This window comes from Frigoribacterium sp. CFBP 8754 (assembly GCF_014841815.1).
Taxonomy (GTDB): Bacteria; Actinomycetota; Actinomycetes; order Actinomycetales; family Microbacteriaceae; genus Frigoribacterium; species Frigoribacterium endophyticum.
In genome coordinates, this window is sequence record NZ_JACYUO010000010.1 from 40980 (window position 1) to 61186 (window position 20207).

Annotated in this window: 18 protein-coding genes; 13 read left to right on the forward strand and 5 right to left on the reverse strand. The window is 73.4% G+C overall.

Features of this window, described 5'->3' with window-relative positions; translation table 11 throughout:
* The first annotated feature begins 92 nt into the window (after positions 1 to 92).
* Entirely contained in the window at positions 93 to 2360 is a 2268-nt protein-coding gene (locus IFT72_RS15375; RefSeq protein WP_244634609.1) for an APC family permease, read from the forward strand.
* Positions 2361 to 2679: 319 nt separating this feature from the next.
* Here IFT72_RS15375 and IFT72_RS15380 read toward each other — a convergent pair whose 3' ends face one another.
* The gene (locus IFT72_RS15380) at positions 2680 to 3681 is read right to left on the reverse strand and encodes a LacI family DNA-binding transcriptional regulator (RefSeq protein WP_371741323.1); all 1002 of its coding nucleotides are present in this window, start codon (positions 3679 to 3681) and stop codon (positions 2680 to 2682) included.
* A 243-nt stretch (positions 3682 to 3924) separates the two neighbouring features.
* Between IFT72_RS15380 and IFT72_RS15385 the strand changes: the two genes are divergently transcribed.
* From IFT72_RS15385 to IFT72_RS15410, 6 genes are all read left to right on the forward strand, one after another.
* Positions 3925 to 5184: an extracellular solute-binding protein gene (locus IFT72_RS15385; protein WP_185231099.1), complete on the forward strand. Its 1260-nt coding sequence runs from the start codon at positions 3925 to 3927 to the stop codon at positions 5182 to 5184.
* A gap of 9 nt (positions 5185 to 5193) precedes the next feature.
* A complete protein-coding gene (locus IFT72_RS15390; RefSeq protein ID WP_167261727.1) occupies positions 5194 to 6282 on the forward strand; it encodes a carbohydrate ABC transporter permease in 1089 nt (362 codons plus the stop codon).
* Entirely contained in the window at positions 6279 to 7205 is a 927-nt protein-coding gene (locus IFT72_RS15395; RefSeq protein WP_185231097.1) for a carbohydrate ABC transporter permease, read from the forward strand. The genes IFT72_RS15390 and IFT72_RS15395 overlap by 4 nt, the downstream gene beginning before the upstream one ends.
* Positions 7206 to 7254: 49 nt before the next feature.
* Entirely contained in the window at positions 7255 to 9279 is a 2025-nt protein-coding gene (locus tag IFT72_RS15400) for a glycogen debranching N-terminal domain-containing protein (protein WP_192046998.1), read from the forward strand.
* A gap of 155 nt (positions 9280 to 9434) precedes the next feature.
* A complete protein-coding gene (locus IFT72_RS15405) occupies positions 9435 to 9635 on the forward strand; it encodes a DUF3073 domain-containing protein (RefSeq protein WP_056051837.1) in 201 nt (66 codons plus the stop codon).
* A 45-nt stretch (positions 9636 to 9680) separates the two neighbouring features.
* The gene (locus IFT72_RS15410; RefSeq protein ID WP_192046999.1) at positions 9681 to 10028 is read left to right on the forward strand and encodes a VOC family protein; all 348 of its coding nucleotides are present in this window, start codon (positions 9681 to 9683) and stop codon (positions 10026 to 10028) included.
* Positions 10029 to 10140: 112 nt separating this feature from the next.
* On the opposite strand, the gene IFT72_RS15415 is transcribed toward IFT72_RS15410, so the two are convergent.
* Positions 10141 to 10332 (reverse strand): hypothetical protein, encoded by a 192-nt coding sequence (locus IFT72_RS15415; protein WP_056051831.1) that lies wholly within the window; start codon positions 10330 to 10332, stop codon positions 10141 to 10143.
* A 374-nt stretch (positions 10333 to 10706) separates the two neighbouring features.
* The gene (gene purM / locus IFT72_RS15420; protein ID WP_185231091.1) at positions 10707 to 11831 is read right to left on the reverse strand and encodes a phosphoribosylformylglycinamidine cyclo-ligase; all 1125 of its coding nucleotides are present in this window, start codon (positions 11829 to 11831) and stop codon (positions 10707 to 10709) included.
* 71 nt (positions 11832 to 11902) lie between these two features.
* Here purM and purF point away from each other — a divergent pair, with 71 nt between their 5' ends.
* The 3 genes from purF to IFT72_RS15435 all read left to right on the forward strand — a co-directional run bounded on the left by purF (position 11903) and on the right by IFT72_RS15435 (position 15869).
* Positions 11903 to 13363 carry an amidophosphoribosyltransferase gene (purF, locus tag IFT72_RS15425; protein WP_056051828.1) on the forward strand — a complete coding sequence of 487 codons (1461 nt, stop codon included), beginning with the start codon at positions 11903 to 11905 and terminating at the stop codon, positions 13361 to 13363.
* A gap of 89 nt (positions 13364 to 13452) precedes the next feature.
* Positions 13453 to 14313, forward strand: coding sequence for an ABC transporter ATP-binding protein (locus IFT72_RS15430; protein ID WP_192047000.1), 861 nt, complete (start codon positions 13453 to 13455; stop codon positions 14311 to 14313).
* Positions 14295 to 15869: a transporter gene (locus IFT72_RS15435; protein ID WP_197981585.1), complete on the forward strand. Its 1575-nt coding sequence runs from the start codon at positions 14295 to 14297 to the stop codon at positions 15867 to 15869. Before IFT72_RS15430 ends, IFT72_RS15435 begins: the two co-directional genes overlap by 19 nt.
* Before the next feature lie 33 nt (positions 15870 to 15902).
* Here the strand turns inward: IFT72_RS15435 and IFT72_RS15440 are convergent, their stop codons facing one another.
* On the reverse strand, positions 15903 to 16328 hold the full coding sequence (locus IFT72_RS15440) for a hypothetical protein (RefSeq protein WP_192047001.1): 426 nt from the start codon (positions 16326 to 16328) through the stop codon (positions 15903 to 15905).
* Positions 16329 to 16390: 62 nt separating this feature from the next.
* The gene (locus IFT72_RS15445) at positions 16391 to 16771 is read right to left on the reverse strand and encodes a sterol carrier family protein (RefSeq protein WP_056051822.1); all 381 of its coding nucleotides are present in this window, start codon (positions 16769 to 16771) and stop codon (positions 16391 to 16393) included.
* Between the two features lie 63 nt (positions 16772 to 16834).
* Between IFT72_RS15445 and purD the strand changes: the two genes are divergently transcribed.
* The 3 genes from purD to IFT72_RS15460 all read left to right on the forward strand — a co-directional run bounded on the left by purD (position 16835) and on the right by IFT72_RS15460 (position 20189).
* Entirely contained in the window at positions 16835 to 18112 is a 1278-nt protein-coding gene (gene purD, locus IFT72_RS15450; RefSeq protein WP_192047002.1) for a phosphoribosylamine--glycine ligase, read from the forward strand.
* Positions 18109 to 19011, forward strand: coding sequence for a phosphoribosylaminoimidazolesuccinocarboxamide synthase (locus IFT72_RS15455; protein WP_192047003.1), 903 nt, complete (start codon positions 18109 to 18111; stop codon positions 19009 to 19011). The genes purD and IFT72_RS15455 overlap by 4 nt, the downstream gene beginning before the upstream one ends.
* Before the next feature lie 341 nt (positions 19012 to 19352).
* Positions 19353 to 20189 carry a VOC family protein gene (locus tag IFT72_RS15460; RefSeq protein WP_192047008.1) on the forward strand — a complete coding sequence of 279 codons (837 nt, stop codon included), beginning with the start codon at positions 19353 to 19355 and terminating at the stop codon, positions 20187 to 20189.
* Positions 20190 to 20207: the final 18 nt, after the last annotated feature.

A 20207-nucleotide genomic window follows, 5' to 3' on the forward strand; every position in this document is an offset into this window, starting at 1 on the left:
GAATGAACGCCGCCACCCCCGAGTTGACAGTCCCTCGCCGCGGAGTAGAGTCGCCGCTCGTGACTGACGACGTCCGGTCGCCGAAGCGGTGGCTGATCGGCGAACCCCTCCCCTCCGAGAAGCTCGAGGGGCAGCTGCTGCCGAAGCACCTCGCGCTGCCGATCTTCGCCAGCGACCCGTTGAGCTCGGTGGCGTACGCGCCGCAGGAGCTCCTGATGATCCTGCTGATCGGCGGCCTCGGGTTCCTCACCCTCGCGCCCTGGGTCGCGGTCGCGGTCGTCGTGCTGCTGCTCGTGGTCGTCGCGTCGTACCGCCAGCTGATCAAGGCCTACCCGTCGGGAGGCGGCGACTACGAGGTCGCCCACCGCAACCTCGGCGAGAAGGCCGGCCTCGTCGTGGCCTCCGCGCTCCTGGTCGACTACGTCATGACGGTCGCCGTGTCGGTGGCCTCCGGCGTCGACAACATCATCTCGGCGGTGCCCGAGCTGGCGCCGATCCGGGTCGAGCTGGCGGTCTTCTTCGTCATCGTGCTGGCCGCGGTGAACCTGCGGGGAGTCCGCGAGTCGAGCAAGGCGTTCGCCGTGCCGACCTACCTCTTCGTGTCGAGCGTGTTCGTGATGATCGTGATCGCCCTGGTGCGCACGGCCCTCGGCGACCCGCCCGTGGCCGAGAGCGCCGAGTACACGGTGCAGGCCGACCAGCTGACGCAGGCGGCGTTCATCCTCCTGCTGCTCCGGGCGTTCTCGAGCGGCTGCTCGGCGCTGACCGGCGTCGAGGCGATCGCCAACGGCGTGCCGGCCTTCCGTCGCCCCAAGGTGCAGAACGCCCAGAAGACGCTCGTGCTCATGGGCGGCATCGCCATCGTGCTGTTCGCCGGCCTCGTCGCCGTCGCGCTGATCGCGAAGGTGCACTACGCCGAGGACGCCTGCGACCTGCAGGGCTTCGTCGACTGCGAGGGCACGCCGCAGCGCAGCCTCATCGCGCAGATCGCGAGCGCGGTGTTCGGCGGCTCACTGTTCGGGATCCCGTTCTACCTGATCCAGGCGTGCACCGCGGCGGTGCTGCTGCTCGCGGCCAACACGGCGTTCAACGGCTTCCCCCTGCTCGGCTCCATCCTCGCCCGCGACCAGTACGCGCCGAAGGCGCTCAACACGCGCGGCGACCGCCTGATCTACTCGAACGGCGTCATCGTGCTCGCCCTGGTGGCCTGCGCCATCCTGCTCGTGTACCAGGCCAGCGTCACCGGCCTGATCCAGCTCTACATCATCGGCGTCTTCGTGTCGTTCACGCTCGGGCAGACCGGCATGGTCGTGCACTGGACCCGCATGCTGCGCGAGGGCTGCGCCGACCGCGGCGCCGTCTACCGGGCCCGCGGCATCAACGCCTTCGGGGCGCTGCTGACGGCCTCGGTGCTGATCGTCGTGACGGTGACGAAGTTCACGCACGGTGCCTGGCTGGTCTTCGTGATCATGCCGATCCTGTTCACGCTGATGCTCGGGGTGAACCGCTACTACCGCGACGTGCTGGTCGAGATCGAGCCCGACGCGACGACGCAGTTCGGCTCGCACGGCGACCACGCGATCGTGCTGGTCGGCACGATGCAGAAGCCCGTGCTCAAGGCCCTCGACTACGCCATCGCGGCGCGGCACGAGTCGCTCGAGGCGATCCACGTCGGCATCGACGACGACTCGACGGCGCGGCTGCAGCGGCAGTGGGCGGAGCAGAACATCGAGGTGCCGCTGCGCATCGTGCCGTCGCCGTACCGCGACATCAGCATGCCGCTGATCAAGTACATCAAGGCGCACCGCGAGGAGCACGGCAGCGAGGTCGTGACCGTCTACACGCCGATCTACATCGTCGGCCACTGGTGGGAGGCGGCGCTGCACAACCACAAGAGCCGGCGCATCCGCCAGAAGCTCATGCTCGTGCACGGCGTCACCATCTCGCTGGTGCCGTGGCTGCTCGACTCGTCCGAGGTGCTCTACGGCCGTCGCTCGCGGCCGGTGCCCGGGCAGGACCGTCGCGGCGAGCCCATCCGCCCCCTCCCGCGCAAGCCGCTGGGGCCCGTCGGCACCGCGGCGGGGCCGACCCAGGGCGCCGGAGGCGCGGGTCCGGCCGGCCGCGCCGGCGCGGCCGTCGAGGGCGGTGCGGTCGGCCTCGGGCTGGCCGAGCCCCTGACGACCGACACCGGGTCCGTCCGCACTCCCGCGTCGCCCCACGGTGCCGCGGGGGCCGGCTCGACCGGCGCCCCTGCGGGCAAGGGCAAGGGCTCGCGGAGCGCCGCCGCCAAGGCCGCCCGCAAGGCGCGCTCCACGGCGCGCAACAGCCCCGGCGGCTCCGCCTCCCGCCGCAAGCGCTAGCGGCCGCAGGCGCGACACTGCGCCCCTTCGCCGGCTCGCCCCTCCCCGAGGCGCCGCCCCGCGCCTCCTCGGCTCACCTGTGGCAGATGCCGACCGCGGGCCCTGCAACACCGCGAAAGTCAGGTACCAGAGCGCCTCCCCCGGCCCGATGGTCGGCATCTCCGCCCCCGCGCCGCGGAACTTCGTGATCCGAGAGTGATCGGCGGTCAACGCACCAGCGTTCCGCACATCTGCAGCCGTCCGGCACGGATCTCTCTCGGATCGGGGCCAGAGGGAGGCACGGGGCACGCCCCCGGCACCCGCCCGCGTCGTCAGCCCCCTAGCGCCACACCGTCCGCGGCCGCAGCAGCCGGTGACGATCCGCAGCCCCGCCCGCAGCCCCGCCCGCAGCCCCGCCGGCCTCACCACCGGCCCCGCCGTCGAGCAGCAGCTGCAGGGCGGCCGACGCGGCCTCCTCGAGTGGCTGCTGCACGCTCGAGAAGCCGAGGGCCGCCGCCACCGGGGTGTCGTCGTAGCCGACGACGCGCACGCCGGGGCCGACGACCGTCGAGGCCCCGAGCGCGAGGGTGTCGCTGGCGCACACGACGGCGTCGAGGCCGCCGCCCTCGAGCAGCCCGCGCACCGCCCCGGCCGCGACCGACACGGAGTCCTCCAGGTGCAGGTCGAGCGCGTCGAGGGCCTCCGGCGAGAGCCCCGACCCCGCCGCCATCGCCTCCCGCCAGCCGCGCCTCCGGTCGTTGCCCGCCCCCGACTCGGCGGGCCAGCCCACGAAGGCGATGCGCCGCGCGCCGTCGTCGAGCAGCGACCGGGTCGCCGACCCGATGCCGTGGCGCCCGTCGACGTCGACCCAGCGGTGCCGGGGGTCGTCGACGTCGTCGAGCCCCCAGGGGCGGCCGAAGGTGACGAACTCGGCGCCGGCCGCGATCAGCCACTCGGTGCGGGGGTCGTCGAACGAGGTCGAGGTCAGCACGAAGCCGTCGACGTCCGCCCCGTCGAGCAGCCGGCCGAACTGGGCGATCTCGTCGGCAGGGCTCGCGGCCGTGTAGAGCAGGATCCGGTAGCCGCGTCGGTCGGCCTGCTCGGTCACCGCGTGCAGGAACCTGTCGAGCACGGCCCCCGAGATGCCGTTCTGCACCGGGTCGAGGCGGACGCCGATGGTCGAGCTCTTCCGCGTGCGCAGCCGACGGGCCGACGCGTGGGGGCGGTAGCCGAGGTCGGCGATGGCCTTCTCGACGCGGCCGCGGGTGTCGGGGCGCACGACGGCGGGGGCGTTCAGCACGTTCGACACGGTCTGCCGCGAGACGCCGGCCGCCTCGGCCACGTCGCTGACCGTGGGGAGTCGCGGTGTCGGCACCGAGGGCACGCCCACCTCCGCTCCCGGCCCGCCCCGCTGACCGGCCTGCCGTCACGCTACCCCAGCGCGTCGTCCGCCCCGCGCGGTCGTGCTTGACAGCCGCGAGGGCGGCTGCCTACTCTGACGTCACCGATTTGATCGATCAAATATGAACGATCAAGACAGCACCCCGACCGCACCACCTCGCAACGACGCGACGAGAGGCCCCTCATGCAACGACGCACCGCCCGGCTGGCAGCAGCCGCCGCACTCACCACGATCTCCGTGCTCGGGCTCACCGCCTGCGGCGGCTCCGGCTTCAGCGACACCTCCGACGGGGCCGGCGCCTCCGGCGAGCTGACCTCGAGCGACGACGCCCTCAGCGTGCTCATCGCCGCCAGCGGCGACGCCGAGGCGACCGCCGTCACCGACGCGGTGGCCGCCTGGTCCTCCGACTCGGGCACGGGCGCCGAGGTGAGCGTCGCCTCCGACCTGCCGCAGCAGCTGAGCCAGGGCTTCGCCTCCGGCGAGCCGGCCGACGTCTTCTACCTCTCCACCGACGCCCTCGCGGGCTTCGCCGGCAACGGCAGCCTGCTCGCCTACGGCGACCGCCTCAGCAACGCCGACGACTTCTACCCCGCCCTCGTCGACAGCTTCACCGTCGACGACCAGTTCTACTGCGCCCCGAAGGACTTCTCGACCCTCGGCCTGATCATCAACGACGACATGTGGGCCGAGGCCGGCCTCACCGACGCCGACGTGCCCACCGACTGGGACGGCCTGCGCGAGGTCGCCGCCGAGCTCACCACGGCCGACCACGTCGGTCTGGCGTTCAGCCCCGAGTACGCCCGCGTCGGCGCCTTCATGGCGCAGGCCGGCGGCACCGTGACGAACGCGGAGGGCACCGAGGCGACCCTCGACTCCGACGAGAACGTCGAGGCGCTCACCTACGTGCAGGAGCTCCTCGCGAGCGGCGACGCCGCCTACTCGAGCGACCTCGGCGCGGGCTGGGGCGGCGAGGCCTTCGGCACGGGCGCCGCGGCGATGACCATCGAGGGCAACTGGATCGCCGGCGCGATGAGCGCCGACTACCCCGACGTCTCGTACCGGGTGGCCGAGCTGCCCGCCGGCCCCGGCGGCCAAGGCACCCTCCAGTTCACGAACTGCTGGGGCATCGCCGCCGACAGCCCCAACCAGGAGGCGGCGGTCGCGCTGGTCGAGCAGCTCACGGGCACCGACCAGCAGCTGGCCTTCGCCGATGCCTTCGGCGTGATGCCGTCGATCGAGTCCGCCGCCGAGGAGTGGAAGTCCGCGAACCCCGACGAGGCCGCCTTCCTCGACTCCGTCGAGTTCGCCCAGGGCGTCCCGACGCAGGACGGCTCCGCCGCGGTGATCGCCGACTTCAACTCGCAGCTCGCGGGGCTCGAGGACGGCGACCCGAGGACGATCCTCGAGTCCGCGCAGCAGAACTTCGCCGCGATCCTCGACTAGGCGCCGACCATGACCGCCGTCGTCACGAAGCCCCCGCGTCGCCGCAGCGCCGCGACGCGGGGGGAGAGCCTCTCTGGCTGGTTGTTCGTCGCCCCGATCCTGGTGATCCTGGGCCTGTTCCTCGCCGTCCCGGTGCTCATGGCCCTCTGGGTCAGCGTCTCCGACTGGACGGGCCGGGGGTCGCCCTTCGCCGCCGGCGTCGGCTTCGTCGGGCTCGACAACTACCGCGAGCTCCTCTCGGGCGGCGGCCTCGCCGAGCGCGACTTCGGCATCAGCCTCCGCAACAACGCCTGGTACGTGCTGCTCGTGGTGCCGATCCAGACGGCGGTCTCGCTGCTGCTGGCGGTGCTGGTGAACCGCCAGGTGCTGCGCGGGCGCGGCTTCTTCCGCACCGCCTTCTACTTCCCGTCGGTGACCAGCTCGGTCGCGATCACCGTGCTCTGGCTCTTCCTCTTCTCGCAGAGCGGGGCGGTCAACAAGGCGCTCTCGTTCCTCGGCATCACGGGCCCGGCCTGGTTCAACGACGCGAGCGGGGTGCTCCACAACCTGCTCGCGCTCGTCGGCGTGACCCGCCCGCCGGCCTTCCTCGCCGAGCACACCGCGCTCGGCGTGACCCTCTGGGACTGGCTCGCGGGCCCCTCCGTCGCCATGTCGGCCTTCATCCTCATGGCCGTCTTCACGACCAGCGGCACGTTCATGCTGCTCTTCCTCGCGGCGCTGCAGAACCTCGGCGGCGACGTGCAGGAGGCCGCGATGATGGACGGCGCGAACGGCTGGCAGCGCTTCTGGAGCATCACCCTCCCGCAGCTCCGACCCACGCTCTTCACCGTGCTGACCCTCGGCCTCATCGGCACCTGGCAGGTCTTCGACCAGATCTACACGGGCACGCAGGGCGGGCCGCAGAAGACGACCCTCACGCCGGCGTACCTCTCGTACACCTCGGCCTTCAGCGACCAGGAGTGGGGCCGCGGCGCCGCCATCGCCTTCGTGCTCTTCGTCATCATCGTCGCGCTCACGATCCTGCAGCGCATCGTGCTCCGCGAGCGCGCCGTCTCGACGCGCCGCACGGCGCTCTACACGACAGGAGCCGGGCGATGACCGCGACGCTGCCCCGCGAGGGCGCGACCCCCACGCCCTCCCCCCTCGCCGCGCCTCCCGCCGCTCCCCGCCCCGCGGGCCGGCCCCGGCGCAGCTCCGCCCGGGTGGCCGGCACCTCGGTGCTCTACGCGGTGCTGATCGTGATCGCGGTGATCTACATCGCACCGTTCCTCATCAACGTCGCGACGTCGTTCAAGACCGACCCCGAGGCCGCGTCCGACCCGCTCTCGCTCATCCCGGCCACGGCGACCACGGCGGCGTACCGGCAGCTGTTCCTCAACAGCGACTTCCCGACCTGGTTCGCCAACTCGGCCGTCGTCACGGTGTTCGTGACGGCCGGGCGCGTGTTCTTCAACTCGCTCGCGGGGTACGCCCTGGCCCGGCTGCAGTTCCGGGGGCGCGGCCTCATCTTCGTGCTGCTCGTCGGCGTGATGGCCGTGCCGACCGTGGTGCTGCTCATCCCGAAGTTCCTCGTCATCAACCAGCTCGGCATGTACGACTCGTACTCGGGCATGATCGTGCCGCTGCTGACCGACGCGGCGGGCGTCTTCATCATGAAGAACTTCTTCGAGTCGATCCCCCGCAGCGTCGAGGAGCAGGCGCGCATCGACGGCGCCGGCACCTTCCGGGTCTTCTGGTCGATCGTGCTGCCGATGGCGCGGCCCGCCCTCGTGACGATCGTCATCCTGTCGTTCCAGGGCTCGTGGAACGAGCTCTCGCACTTCATCGTCTCGACCCAGTCCCCCCAGCTGACCACCCTCACCAAGGGCGTCGCGAGCCTCGCCTCCGGGCAGCTCAGCCAGGGGTCGCAGTACCCGATCAAGCTGGCCGCCGCGGCGATCATGACCGTGCCCGTCGCGCTCGTGTTCTTCGTCTTCCAGCGCCGCATCATGAACGCCAGCGACGGCGCGGTGAAGGAGTGAGCCCCGCCGGCCCCCTCCCCACGCCCGCCCCGACCCCCGGAGCACCGACATGACCGAGACCGCCGCCCACCCCCGCCCCGCCGACCAGCGCGACGGAGCCGCCGACCCGGCCGGCACCGAGCACCGAACCAGGACTGACGACCAGGCGAGCACCGAGCACCCCGGCCTCCAGCCCTTCCTCGCCGCCGAGACCGTCGTGCTCCGCGCCCCGGCGCAGGCCTGGTCGTCCGACGACGGCACGATGGGCCGGGCCGCGGTGCACGGCTTCTACCTCGGCGACGTGCGCCTCGTCGACGAGCTGACGCTGACCGTCGACGGGCGCGTGCCCGAGACCGTCGCGACGGTCGCCGTCGACGCGTCGACGCTGCGGGTCGAGTCGCTGCTGCGCGGCGTCGACGACCGTGGGGCCGACCCCGGAGTCCGCCTGTCGGTGCTGCGCTCGGTCGACGTGGGCGGCATGCGTGACCGACTGACCGTGACGTCGCGGCTCGACCGCGAGCTGACGCTGACCGTCGCGCTCGCGCTGCGGCCCGACGCGGCCCCCCTCGAGCTGGTCAAGGCCGGGCTGCCGGGCGGGCGCCCCGACGACGTGACGGTCGCGGGCGACGGCGCCCGCGCCTCCTGGACCTCCGACGGCGTCGCCGTCTCCCTCGACGCGGCCGGCGTCGACGGCGGTGCCGGAGGCGCGGTGCAGCACGACGGCACCCGTCTCGTGGCCACGTGGCGGCTGGTGGTGCCGCCCCGGGCCTCGGCCTCGGTCGCCCTCGCCCTCACCGCGTCGCGCCCCTCCCCCGTCGTCGCCGGCGTCGCGGGCCCGCTCGCCTGGGCCGCGCCCGACCCGGCGCCGCGCGACGACCGGCTGGCTCGCTGGCTCGACCGGGCGCACGACGACCTCGCGGCGCTGCGCCTCACGACGGCCGACGAGCCGGGCGACGTCTTCTACGCGGCCGGGGCGCCGTGGTTCTTCACCCTGTTCGGCCGCGACTCGATCTGGGCGGCCCGCTTCACGCTGCCCCTCGACCGCACCGTGGCGGCGGGCACGCTCCGGGCCCTCGCGCGCCTGCAGGGCACCGCCTCCGTGCCCGATACCGCCGAGCAGCCGGGCAAGGTGATGCACGAGCTGCGGCAGCAGACCCTCACCATCCCCGGCGAGGGGGTGAGCCTCCCCCCGCTCTACTACGGCACGGTCGACGCGACTCCGCTCTGGGTCTGCCTGCTGCACGACGCGTGGCGCTGGGGCCTGCCCGACGCCGAGGTCGAGGCGCTGCTGCCCGCGGCGGAGGCGGCACTCGCCTGGATGCGCGACAGCGGCGACAGCGACGGTGACGGGCTGCTCGAGTACGTCGACGAGACGGGGCACGGCCTCGCCAACCAGGGGTGGAAGGACAGCGGCGACAGCGTCCAGTGGCGCGACGGGCGCCTGGCCGAGGGGCCGATCGCGCTCTGCGAGGTCCAGGCGTACGCCTACGAGGCGGCGGTGCACGGCGCCGACCTGCTCGACCACTTCGGCCGCGAGGGGGGCGCCGCGTGGCGGGCGTGGGCGGCGCGCCTGCGCGACAGGTTCCGTGCCTCCTTCTGGGTCTCCGACGCGGCCGGGGCCTACCCGGCCATCGCGCTCGACGCGGCCAAGCGGCCGGTCGACACCGTCACGAGCAACCTCGGCCACCTGCTGGGCACGGGCCTGCTCGACGAGCACGAGGAGGCGCTGGTCGCCGCCCGGCTCGTGTCGCCCGAGCTGGCGGCCGGCTTCGGGCTCCGCACCCTGTCGAGCGACGCCGCGGGCTTCTGGCCCCTGAGCTACCACGGGGGCAGCGTGTGGACGCACGACACTGCCGTCGCGGTCTCGGGCCTCGCGCGCGCGGGCTTCGACGACGAGGCGCGCTCCCTCGCCGAGGGCCTGCTCGCGGCGGCGCCGTCGTTCGACCACCGCATGCCCGAGCTGCACTCCGGCGACGACCGCGGCGAAGTGCCGTCGCCGGTGCCGTACCCGGCGTCGTGCCGCCCACAGGCGTGGTCCGCGGCCGCCGCCGTCGCGGTCTGGGCGGCCACCCACGACGTCGCGCCGCCCCGCTGAGGACCGCCCCCGCGCCCCCGGCACAGCACCCGCTCGGGGGGACGGGGGCGGCGGGGCCCCGTGATAAGATCGTGTCCAGTTTTGCAACTGTCATCTGTCGGCTGTACCCGGTTCGTCCGACACCGTTTCCGGGCCGAGAGCAGAGGGGGTCACGCATGGGGCGCGGCCGTCAGAAAGCCAAGCACACCAAGGTCGCCAGAGAGCTGAAGTACTTCAGCCCTGACACCAACTACGGTGCGCTCGAGAAAGAACTCGCCACGAAGAGCGACTCGGGCGACGAGTACGTCGACAAGTGGGCCGACGACTTCGTCGACGACGAGTACGACGCTGGCCACGAGCACGACAAGAGCGCCTGAGCCGACGGCTCACGAGCGCGATCCGAGACGACGGGGCTGACCGGCATGGCTCTCACCTGGGAACAAGTGGTGGTCGACTCGAGCGACCCCGCCGCCCTCGCCGCCTGGTGGGCTGAGGCCCTCGGCTGGGTGGTCGTCTCGACGGGCGACGACGAGCCCGAGATCCGGCCCGCGCCCGACGTGCTGCCCGGCCTCCTGTTCGTGCACGTCGACGAGCCCAAGACCGTGAAAGACCGGCTGCACCTCGACTTCCGGCCCGACAGCCGCGACGAGCAGGCCGCCGAGGTCGACCGTCTCATCGGGCTCGGGGCGATGCGCGTCGACGTCGGACAGGTCGACGCGTCGTGGGTCGTGCTCGCCGACCCCGAGGGCAACGAGTTCTGCGTCCTCTGAGCAGCCCGACGCCGACGAGCGGCGCCTCGCCGACGACTTCTGCGTGCTGAGTCACGCCTGGGCAGCGAGCTCGACCGACGGGGCGAGCGGCGCCCCGCCGATCAGCAGCTCCCTAGCCGACGAACTGCGCGAGCACCGGCAGCAGTCCCACGGCGACGACGGCGACGAGGCCCGTCGCGGTGACGACGGCGACGCGGCGGCTGCTCCGGACCGGCGTGTAGCCGGGGCGACGAGCAGCGGAGGCGGCCGGCACCCGGGAGGCGCGGGTCGAGCGGGCGGGCAGGGCGTGCGGGTGCGTGGTCATGATCTGGTCGACTCCTTCGTCGTCCGTCCCGACGTCGTCGTCGGGTCGCGCCCCGGAGGGCGTGCGCTGATCCTACGACGCGACGCCCGCCTCCGCACCCGCATCCTCGGCCGCCCGCGGCGATCGGCCACCGTCTCGCCGCCCCGGCCGCCCCGTCTCCCCCGACCGGCCCCGCCGACCCGCCCCGCGCCTCCTCGGGGCACATGCCGACCATTCCGCCCCCAGAGCCTCTCTGGTACCCGGATTCCTCCGCATTGCAGGCTCGCCGGTCGGCATTTGCAGCAAAGGGGAGTCGCGGCGAGCGAGCAGCGAGCAGCGACCGGCGACCAGCGACCCCGCCCCGACCGGCGCCGCCCGCTCCGCTCCGCACCGGCTCAGCCGGCGTACGCCCCCACGAGGCGCACGGCCCCGCCGTCGACGCCCTTGGCGCCCTGCTCGAAGCCGCTGAGGTCGCGGGTCGACGTGGCGACGGTGCCGACCTGCCACGTCTCGACGCCGTCGGCCGCGAGGGCCGCGGTGACGGCGGCGGCGCGGTCGGCCGCGACGACGGCGATCATGCCGATGCCGAGGTTCCAGGTGCCCTCGCTCGACTCGAGCGTCGATCCGGCGAGCTCGCTGAGCACGCGGAAGACGGGGGCGGGCGACCAGGTGGTGCGGTCGACCTCCGTCCACGACCCGCGGGGCAGCACACGGGCGAGGTTCGCGGCGATGCCGCCGCCGGTGACGTGGCTGAGCGAGTGCACGGCCCCGGCGAGCGCCGGGTCGTCGAGCACGCGCAGCAGGGGCGCGGTGTAGAGGCGGGTGGGCTCGAGCAGGGCCTCGCCGAGGGTGCCCGAGAGCTCGTCGACGCTGTCGGTGTAGCCGAGGTCGCGCGAGGCGAGGATGTGCCGCACGAGCGAGAAGCCGTTCGAGTGCAGCCCCGACGACGCGAGGGCCAGCACGACGTCGCCGTCGACGACGAGGTGCTCGCCGAGCTGCGAGCCGGCCTCGACGACGCCCACCGCGGCGCCGGCGACGTCGTAGTCGTCGGGGCCGAGCAGGCCGGGGTGCTCGGCGGTCTCGCCGCCGACGAGGGCGGTGCCGGTCTCCGAGCAGGCGCGGGCGATGCCCTCGACGATCGACGCGATGCGGGCGGGCACGACGCGGCCGCAGGCGATGTAGTCGGTCATCACGAGGGGGCGGGCGCCGACGACGACGATGTCGTCGACGACCATGCCCACCAAGTCCTGCCCGATGGTGTCGTGCTTGTCGAGGGCCTGCGCGATGGCGACCTTCGTGCCGACGCCGTCGGTCGAGGTCGCGAGCAGCGGCCGGTCGTAGTCCTTGAGGAACGACACGTCGAACATCCCCGCGAAGCCGCCGACCCCGCCGACGACGCCGGGCCCGTGGGTGGCGCTGACGGCCGCCTTCATCAGCTCGACGGCACGGTCGCCCGCGGCGGTGTCGACCCCCGCCGCCGCGTAGGAGGCGCTGCTCGAGGGGGCAGGGGAGGTCACCATTCGTTCATCCGTTCGGTGTCGTGGCAGACTGACGCAGTAACCCCAACTCTACGGTCTGGAGCCAGATCCGCATGTGCGGCATCGTCGGTCTCGTCGCGCACGAGCCAGCAAATCAACTCGTCTACGACTCCCTCCTCCTGCTGCAGCACCGCGGGCAGGACAGCACCGGCATCGCGACCGCCGAGCGCGGCATCTTCCACGTGCACAAGACCAAGGGGCAGGTCCGCGAGGGCTTCCGCACGCGTGACATGCGGGCGCTGCTCGGCACGATGGGCCTCGGCCACGTCCGCTACGCCACGAAGGGCGCGGCGACGAACGAGCAGGAGGCGCAGCCGTTCTACGTGAACGCCCCCTACGGCATCGTCCTCGTGCACAACGGCAACCTCACGAACACGCGTGAGCTGACGAGCGAGCTCTTCCACGTCGACCGCCGGCACCTCAACACGAACAGCGACACCGAGCTGCTCGTGAACGTGCTCGCCCACGAGCTGCAGGAGCAGGTCAACGGCACCGACCTCGACCCCGAGCAGATCTTCGCCGCGGTCACCCGCGTGCACGACCGGGTGCAGGGCTCGTACGCCGCGATCGCGATGATCGCCGGCCACGGCCTGCTCGCCTTCCGCGACCCGTTCGGCATCCGTCCGCTCGTGCTCGGCCGCCGGAAGGCCGCCGACGGGCAGCGCGACGAGTGGATCGTCGCGAGCGAGTCGCTCGTGCTCGAGTCGGGCGGCTACGAGATCGTCCGCGACGTCGCCCCCGGCGAGGCCGTGTTCGTCTCGCTCGACGGCGAGATGGTGTCGAAGCAGTGCCACGCGGCGCCCCGCCTGGTGCCCTGCTCGTTCGAGTACGTCTACCTGGCCCGGCCCGACTCCGTGATGAACGGCATCTCGGTCTACGACGCCCGCCTCCGCCTCGGCGACCGCCTCGCCGACACGATCGCGACCTACGCGCCGACCGGCGACATCGACGTGGTCATGCCCATCCCCGACTCGTCGCGGCCCGCCGCCATGCAGGTCGCCCGCAAGCTGGGCATCGAGTACCGCGAGGGCTTCTACAAGAACCGCTACGTGGGCCGCACCTTCATCATGCCGGGGCAGGCGGAACGCAAGCGCTCGGTGCGCCAGAAGCTCAACGCGATGTCGAGCGAGTTCAAGGGCAAGAACATCCTCATCGTCGACGACTCCATCGTGCGCGGCACGACCTCGCGCGAGATCGTCGAGATGGCCCGCGCCGCCGGGGCGAACGAGGTCACCTTCACCTCCGCCGCGCCTCCGGTGCGCTACCCGCACGTCTACGGCATCAACATGCCGACCCGGCACGAGCTCATCGCCCACGACCGCAAGATCCCCGAGATCGCGCGCGAGCTCGGCGCCGACCACCTCATCTACCAGGAGGTCGAAGACATGCGGAGCGCCATCACCGAGGGCAGCGACGTCGTCGACCTCGAGATGAGCTGCTTCACCGGCGACTACGTCACCGGCTCGGTCACCCCCGAGTACCTGGCCTGGGTCGAGGCGAACCAGCTCAGCTGACCGTGAGGGAGGCGCGGGTCGGCCTGGGCGGCCGCGCCTCCCCCACGAGACGGTGGCCGACCCGAGCCGTCGTCAATAGGCTCGTGCCCATGAGCGACCTCGGCTCCCCCGTGCCCCCCGACGACACCGCGACCGTGCGCCCGCCCGCGGTGCCCGAGAAGGCCCCGGCCCCCGGCGCCGCCCCGGCGGTGACCGCCGCCTCGGCCCTGCGCATCGCCGGCCTCCGCAAGGCGTTCGGCCCCAAGGTGGCCGTCGACGGCCTCGACCTCACGGTGCCGCTCGGCTCCTTCTACGGGCTGGTCGGCCCGAACGGCGCCGGCAAGACGACCACCCTGTCGATGGCGACCGGCCTGCTGCGCCCCGACGCCGGCACGATCGAGGTGCTCGGCACCGACGTGTGGAGCGACCCCGTCCGCGCCAAGTCGCTCGTCGGCGTCCTGAGCGACGGCGTGGCCCTCTTCGACCGGCTGACCGGCGAGCAGCTCGTGACGTACCACGGCCTCCTCAACGGGATGGACCGCGCGACGACCGCCCTCCGCGTCGGCGACCTGCTCGACCTGCTCGACCTCCGCGAGGCGGGCGGCACGCTCGTCGTCGACTACTCCGCGGGCATGACCAAGAAGGTGGCGCTGGCCTGCGCGCTCGTCCACGCCCCGCGCCTCCTCGTGCTCGACGAGCCGTTCGAGTCGGTCGACCCGGTCTCGGCGGCGAACATCCGCGACATCCTGCACGGCTACGTGGAGGGCGGCGGCACCGTCATCGTCTCGAGCCACTCGATGGACCTCGTGCAGCGCATGTGCGACCACGTCGCCGTCGTGTCGTCGGGCCGCGTGCTCGCGGCGGGCACGACCGACGAGGTGCGCGCCGGCTCCAGCCTCGAAGACCGCTTCGTCGAGCTCGTCGGCGGCCGGCAGCACGCACAGGGGCCCTCGTGGTTGCGCACCTCCTGAGCCTCCGCTGGCGGGTGATGCTGAACGGGTTCCGTCGCAGCACCTGGCAGCTGATCGCCGCGATCATCGGGCTCCTCTACGGCCTCGGCATCCTCGCCCTCCTCGTCGGCGGGCTGTTCGCGCTGTCGTTCGCGCCCGAGACCTGGGCGTGGACGGTCGGGGTGCTCGGCGGCTCGGTCGCCGTGCTCGGCTGGGTCGTCGTGCCGCTGCTGCTGCGCGGCGTCGACCAGACGCTCGCGATCTCGAAGCTGCGGGCGTTCCCGCTGCCGGCCGACCGCCTCCTCGTGGCCCTGCTGGTGTGCGGGGTGCTCGGCGTGCCGGGGCTCGTCACCCTCGTCGCCGGTGTCGCGACCGGGCTGAGCTGGTGGCAGCACCCGCTGTCACTGCTCACCGCCGTCGTCTGCGGCGTCGTCGGGGTGCTCACCTGCATCGCCGCGTCGCGAGCGCTCGAGTCGCTGACCAGCTCGCTCGGCGCCCATCGGCGCTACCGCGAGGTGATGGGCGTGCTCGTCTTCGTGCCGCTCATCCTCGCCGGTCCCCTGATCGTGCTGGCGGGCACGGGCCTCTCGAGCCTGCGCGACGACCTGCCGAAGATCGCCGGGGTCCTCTCGTTCACGCCCCTCGGGGCCGTCTGGTCGGTGCCGGGCGACCTCGCCCTGGGCCGCCCCGGGGAGGCGGGGGTCAAGGCCCTGATCGCCCTCGCCACCCTGGCCGTGCTGCTGCTGCTCTGGCGCGTCGGGCTGCGGGCCGCGCTGGTCTCGTCGCCGGGCGCGGCCGCCTCGGGTCGCTCGAAGGGCCTCGGGCCGTTCCGCTGGTTCCCGGCGACGCCGACCGGCGCCGTCGCGGCCCGCACGGCCGTCTACTGGCTGCGCGACCCGCGCTACGGCGGCTCGCTCGTGATCGTGCCGCTGCTGCCGGTGCTCGCGGTGTTCCTCGCCGCGACGACGGGCAGCGACTGGCTGCTCTCCGCGCTCGGCCCGGGCATCGCCGCCCTGCTCGCCGTGACCCTGTGCGCCGACGTGTCGTACGACGGCACCGCGTTCGCCGCGCACCTCTCCACCGGGGTCTCCGGCCGTGCCGACCGGGCGGGGCGCGTCATCACGCTCTCGCTCTTCGCGGTGCCCGTGGTGGTCGTCGCGACCCTCGTGCCCCTCGCCGTGCTCGGCGAGCTGACGAAGGCACCCGCGCTGCTCGGCATCGGCCTGGGCGTCATGCTCACCGGCTTCGGGGTCTCGAGCGTGGCGTCGACCCGCTTCCTGATGCCGGTGCCCGCGGCGGGCGAGAGCCCGTTCAAGTCGCCGCAGGGCGCCAGCCTGACGTCGGCGCTCGGCATGTACGCGGCGTGGGCGCTGTCGTTCGCGTTCGCGCTGCCCGAGATCGCGCTGGGGCTCGTCGCGCTGGCCCAGGGCAGCCTGCTGCTCGGGGTCGCGGCGCTGGTCGTGGGCCTGCTGCTCGGCGGGGTGCTCGTGGTGGTCGGCGTCGTGCGCGGCGGACGCTCGCTCGACGAGCGCGGGCCGGAGCTGCTCGCCCGGCTGCGGCGCGCCTCCGGCTCCTGACCCGCAGGGGGCTCTGCTCGAGACCCGGGGGCTCTACTCGAGCTCGCCCTCGACGGCGGGCTCGTCGGGGGCGTCGACGCTCTCGCGCTCGGCCCGCACCCGCTTGGCGCGGCGGATCGAGCTGCGGTCGGCGACGATCGCGACCGTGGCGCCGATCGCGCCGCCGAAGGTCAGGCCCCACAGCGCGAAGTAGCCGTAGGTCGAGGCGATGCCCTCGCCCTCGTCGAACGGGAAGAGCGACGTGACGATCAACGAGACGACGACGCCCGCCATCGCGCCGACGATGAGGAAGACCGAGATCTTCGGCGCCCGCCGCACGCTGACCTCGTCGTGCGAGCGGTCGTCGACCACCGGGGCGTCGACCGCGGGGCCGCCGACCGCGGGGGCGTCGACTGCCGGGGCGTCGACCGCCGAGGCGTCGGCGTCGGGCTGCTGCGGGGAGTCGGGTGCGGTGGTCACGTCGGCCATTCTCCCAGAGCCGAGGTCGCGCGCACGCCCGATGTCTCGGTGCCGAGCGGTCGTCAGCTCCGCGGCAGGCGGACCGGCACGTAGCCGGTGAGGTCGGCGCGGCTGCCCGAGGCCGAGACGAGGGCCTGGTCGACGGCCTCCTGCCAGGTGAGCGCACCGGTGGCGAGGCGGATGAAGGTGGCGGGGTCGGTCTCGACGACGTTGGGCGGGGTGCCGCGGGTGTGGCTGAGCCCCTCACGGAACTGCACCGCTCCCCAGGGCGGCACCCGCACCTCCACCGTGGCGCCGGGCTCGCCGTCGGCGAGCACCTGCAGCAGCCAGCGGACCGCGGTCGCGGTGACCACGCGGGAGGGCTGCGCGCCCTCGGCGAGCGCCGTCTGGGCCTCGCGCACGGCGGCCGCGCCGGTGCCGTCGTCGATCCTCGCCTTGGCCATGCGGCTCAACCTATACGGGCGGGCGCCGAGGGGCCCGGACGGCCCACTGGGTAGGATCGGCGCGTGCGAATCCTCGTCCTCGGCTCCGGTGCTCGCGAGCACGCCATCATCACCGCCCTGCTCCGTGAAGACGCGGGGCACGAGATCGTCGTCGCCCCCGGCAACGCCGGCATCGCCGAGCAGGTCGAGGTGGTGCACCTCGACCCGTCGAACGGTGCGGTCGTCACCGAGTACGCGCTCGAGAACGACGTCGAGCTCGTGGTCGTCGGCCCGGAGGCGCCGCTCGTCGCGGGCGTGGCCGACCCGCTCCGGTCGCGCGGCATCCCGGTCTTCGGCCCGGGCAAGGCGGCCGCCGCCCTCGAGGGCAGCAAGACCTTCGCCAAGCGCGTCATGGACGCCGCGGGCGTCCCCACCGGCCGGGCCACCCGGGTCGGCACCCTCGACGAGGCGGTCACGGTGCTCGACGAGTTCGGCGCCCCCTACGTCGTCAAGGCCGACGGGCTCGCCGCGGGCAAGGGCGTGCTCGTCACCTCCGACCGCGACGCCGCGGTCGAGCACGTCACCTACTGGCTGCAGCACGGCTCCGTGCTCGTCGAGGAGCACCTCGAGGGCCCGGAGGTCTCGCTCTTCTTCCTCAGCGACGGCCACACCGTCGTGCCGCTCAGCCCCGCACAGGACTCGAAGCGCCTGCGCGACGGCGACGAGGGCCCGAACACGGGCGGCATGGGCGCGTACTCGCCGCTGCCCTGGCTCGCCGACCGCTTCGGCAGCGAGAAGGACTTCGTCGACGAGGTGCTCGACACCGTCGCGACGCCGACCGTGCGCCAGCTCGAGCACGAGGGCACGCCGTTCATCGGCCTGCTCTACGCCGGGCTCATCCTCACCGAGCAGGGCGTGCGGGTGATCGAGTTCAACGCGCGCTTCGGCGACCCCGAGACGCAGGTCGTGCTGCCCCGTCTCGTCACCCCGCTGAGCGGCCTGCTGCTCGCGGCGGCGACCGGGTCGCTCGGCAACCACGAGGCTCCGCGCTTCTTGCCGACGCCCGCCGTCACCGTGGTGCTGGCGAGCGAGGGCTACCCCGAGGCCGTCGTCAGCGGGCGCGAGATCACGGGGCTCGACGACGCCCTGGCCGTCGCGGGGGTGCACGTGACGCACGCCGCCACCGCGCGGCTCGACGACCGGCTGATCGCCACCGGCGGGCGCGTGCTCAGCGTCGTCGCCGAGGGGAAGGACTTCGAGGAGGCGCGGGGCCGGGTCTACGAGGCCGTCTCCCGCATCCGGCTCGAGGGCTCGCAGCACCGCACCGACATCGCCGCGCGGGTCGCGGGCGGCGCCCGATGAGCGCGCTCGACCTGCCCGGCTGGAGCCACGCCTACTCGGGCAAGGTGCGCGACCTCTACGTGCCCGCACCGGTGGTCGGCTCGGTCGGCGACGTCGCGACGCTCGACGACACCAGCCACCTGCTGGTCGTCGCCTCCGACCGCGTCAGCGCCTACGACCACGTGCTCGAGCCCGGCATCCCCGGCAAGGGCGCCCTGCTCACGCAGCTGAGCCTCTGGTGGTTCGCGCAGCTCGACGGCGTGCCGAACCACCTCGTCGACCCGACCACCGCGCCCGTCACGCTGCCCGAGCAGGTGCGCGACCGAGCGATGCTCGTGGCACCGCTCGACATGTACCCGGTCGAGTGCGTCGTGCGGGGCTACCTCGTCGGCAGCGGCTGGGCCGAGTACCGCGAGCACGGCACCGTCTGCGGCATCGCGCTGCCGGCGGGGCTGCAGAGCGGCGACCGGCTCCCCGAGCCGATCTACACGCCGGCCTACAAGGCGCCGCTGGGTGAGCACGACGAGAACATCTCGTACGAGCGCACCGTCGAGCTCGTCGGGCTCGAGGTCGCGGCCGCCCTGCGCGACACGTCGCTCGAGATCTACCGGCGCGCGGCGGTCGTCGCCGAGGCGCGCGGCGTCGTGCTCGCCGACACGAAGTTCGAGTTCGGGGCCGACCGGTCGACGGGCGCGCTGACCCTCGGCGACGAGGTGCTCACGAGCGACAGCAGCCGCTACTGGGACGCCGAGGCGTACTCGTCGGGCGACCGCACCGCGAGCTTCGACAAGCAGATCGTGCGCGACTGGCTGTCGGCGAACTGGGACGGCGAGGGCACCCCGCCCGAGCTGCCCGCCGAGATCGTCGAGCGGACGGCGGCGCGCTACCGCGAGCTGATCGAGCGGCTCACCGGCCGCTAGCCGCCCGGGCGTCAGCAGCCCGGCGTAAGCCGCCCGGCGTCAGCCGCCCGGCGTCAGCCGCCCGGCGTCGAGGCGACCCTTGCGGGGCCCTCCCGGCCGCCGAGCGCCCAGGTAGCGTCACTTCGATCGCCCGGGCCACGTCGCGCGGCATCGGGAGGCGGCGACGGGAATCCCCGCGCCCACCGCGCGGTTGCAGGTCGGTGACGCGTCATCGACCTGGTGCCGCGCCCCGAGACAGGGAGCGACCCATGACCGACGAGACCTCGGCGCCCGAGCCGACCCGCGACTCCCCGGCTGCCCCCGCCGCGAGGTCGCTCGACCTGCTCGCGCCCGACACGACCATGGGCGCGGTGTCCCTGCGCGTCGCCGACCTCGACGGCATGACCGCGTTCTACCGCGACGCCGTGACGCTCGCCGTGCTCTCGCACGACGCGACCGCCGGCCGGAGCGTCCTCGGCCGCGGCACGACGCCGATCGTCGTGCTCGAGCACGCGCCCGAGCTGCGGCACGCGGCCGCCCGCGAGGCCGGCCTCTTCCACACCGCGATCCTCTTCGAGACCGAGGTCGACCTGGCGTCGGCGGTCTACGGCGTCGCGAGCCGGCACCCGGGCAGCTTCACCGGCAGCGCCGACCACCTGGTCAGCAAGGCCTTCTACTTCACCGACCCCGAGGGCAACGGCATCGAGCTGTACTGGGACCGCGACCGCACCGCCTGGTCGTGGACCCACGGCCAGGTCGACATGGCGACGCTCGCGCTCGACCCGAACGCCTTCCTGCAGCAGAACGTCCGCGAGGAGGCGCTGGTCGCCGCCGCCTCCCGTCCCGCCTCCGTGGGCCACGTGCACCTCAGCGTGGGAGACGTGGCGTCCGCCCACCGGTTCTACGTCGAGCAGCTCGGCTTCGAGACCACGACGCGCTTCGGGTCGCAGGCCCTCTTCGTCAGCGCCGGCGGCTACCACCACCACATGGCGATGAACACATGGAACAGCGCCGGCGCCGGCCGTCGACAGCTCGCGCTCGGCCTCGGCACCGTGCGGATCGAGGTGCCGACCGGCGACGACCTCGGCGCCCTCGGCGAGCGCCTCGGCCACCACGGGGTGGCGACCCGCGACGACGGGCGGGTGCTGGGGTTCGACGATCCGTGGCTGAACTCGATCGAGGTGCGGGTCCGGGCGTAGGCGGGCGGGCCCTCGGTC

Bases quoted from the DNA above. Each gene is read 5' to 3' on its own strand.
- IFT72_RS15385 (WP_185231099.1), top strand. From the start codon at position 3,925: ATGCAACGACGCACCGCCCGGCTGGCAGCAGCCGCCGCACTCACCACG.
- IFT72_RS15390 (WP_167261727.1), top strand. From the start codon at position 5,194: ATGACCGCCGTCGTCACGAAGCCCCCGCGTCGCCGCAGCGCCGCGACG.
- IFT72_RS15395 (WP_185231097.1), top strand. From the start codon at position 6,279: ATGACCGCGACGCTGCCCCGCGAGGGCGCGACCCCCACGCCCTCCCCC.
- IFT72_RS15400 (WP_192046998.1), top strand. From the start codon at position 7,255: ATGACCGAGACCGCCGCCCACCCCCGCCCCGCCGACCAGCGCGACGGA.
- IFT72_RS15405 (WP_056051837.1), top strand. From the start codon at position 9,435: ATGGGGCGCGGCCGTCAGAAAGCCAAGCACACCAAGGTCGCCAGAGAG.
- IFT72_RS15410 (WP_192046999.1), top strand. From the start codon at position 9,681: ATGGCTCTCACCTGGGAACAAGTGGTGGTCGACTCGAGCGACCCCGCC.
- IFT72_RS15415 (WP_056051831.1), bottom strand. From the start codon at position 10,332: ATGACCACGCACCCGCACGCCCTGCCCGCCCGCTCGACCCGCGCCTCC.
- purM (WP_185231091.1), bottom strand. From the start codon at position 11,831: ATGGTGACCTCCCCTGCCCCCTCGAGCAGCGCCTCCTACGCGGCGGCG.
- purF (WP_056051828.1), top strand. From the start codon at position 11,903: ATGTGCGGCATCGTCGGTCTCGTCGCGCACGAGCCAGCAAATCAACTC.
- IFT72_RS15430 (WP_192047000.1), top strand. From the start codon at position 13,453: ATGAGCGACCTCGGCTCCCCCGTGCCCCCCGACGACACCGCGACCGTG.
- IFT72_RS15445 (WP_056051822.1), bottom strand. From the start codon at position 16,771: ATGGCCAAGGCGAGGATCGACGACGGCACCGGCGCGGCCGCCGTGCGC.
- IFT72_RS15455 (WP_192047003.1), top strand. From the start codon at position 18,109: ATGAGCGCGCTCGACCTGCCCGGCTGGAGCCACGCCTACTCGGGCAAG.
- IFT72_RS15460 (WP_192047008.1), top strand. From the start codon at position 19,353: ATGGGCGCGGTGTCCCTGCGCGTCGCCGACCTCGACGGCATGACCGCG.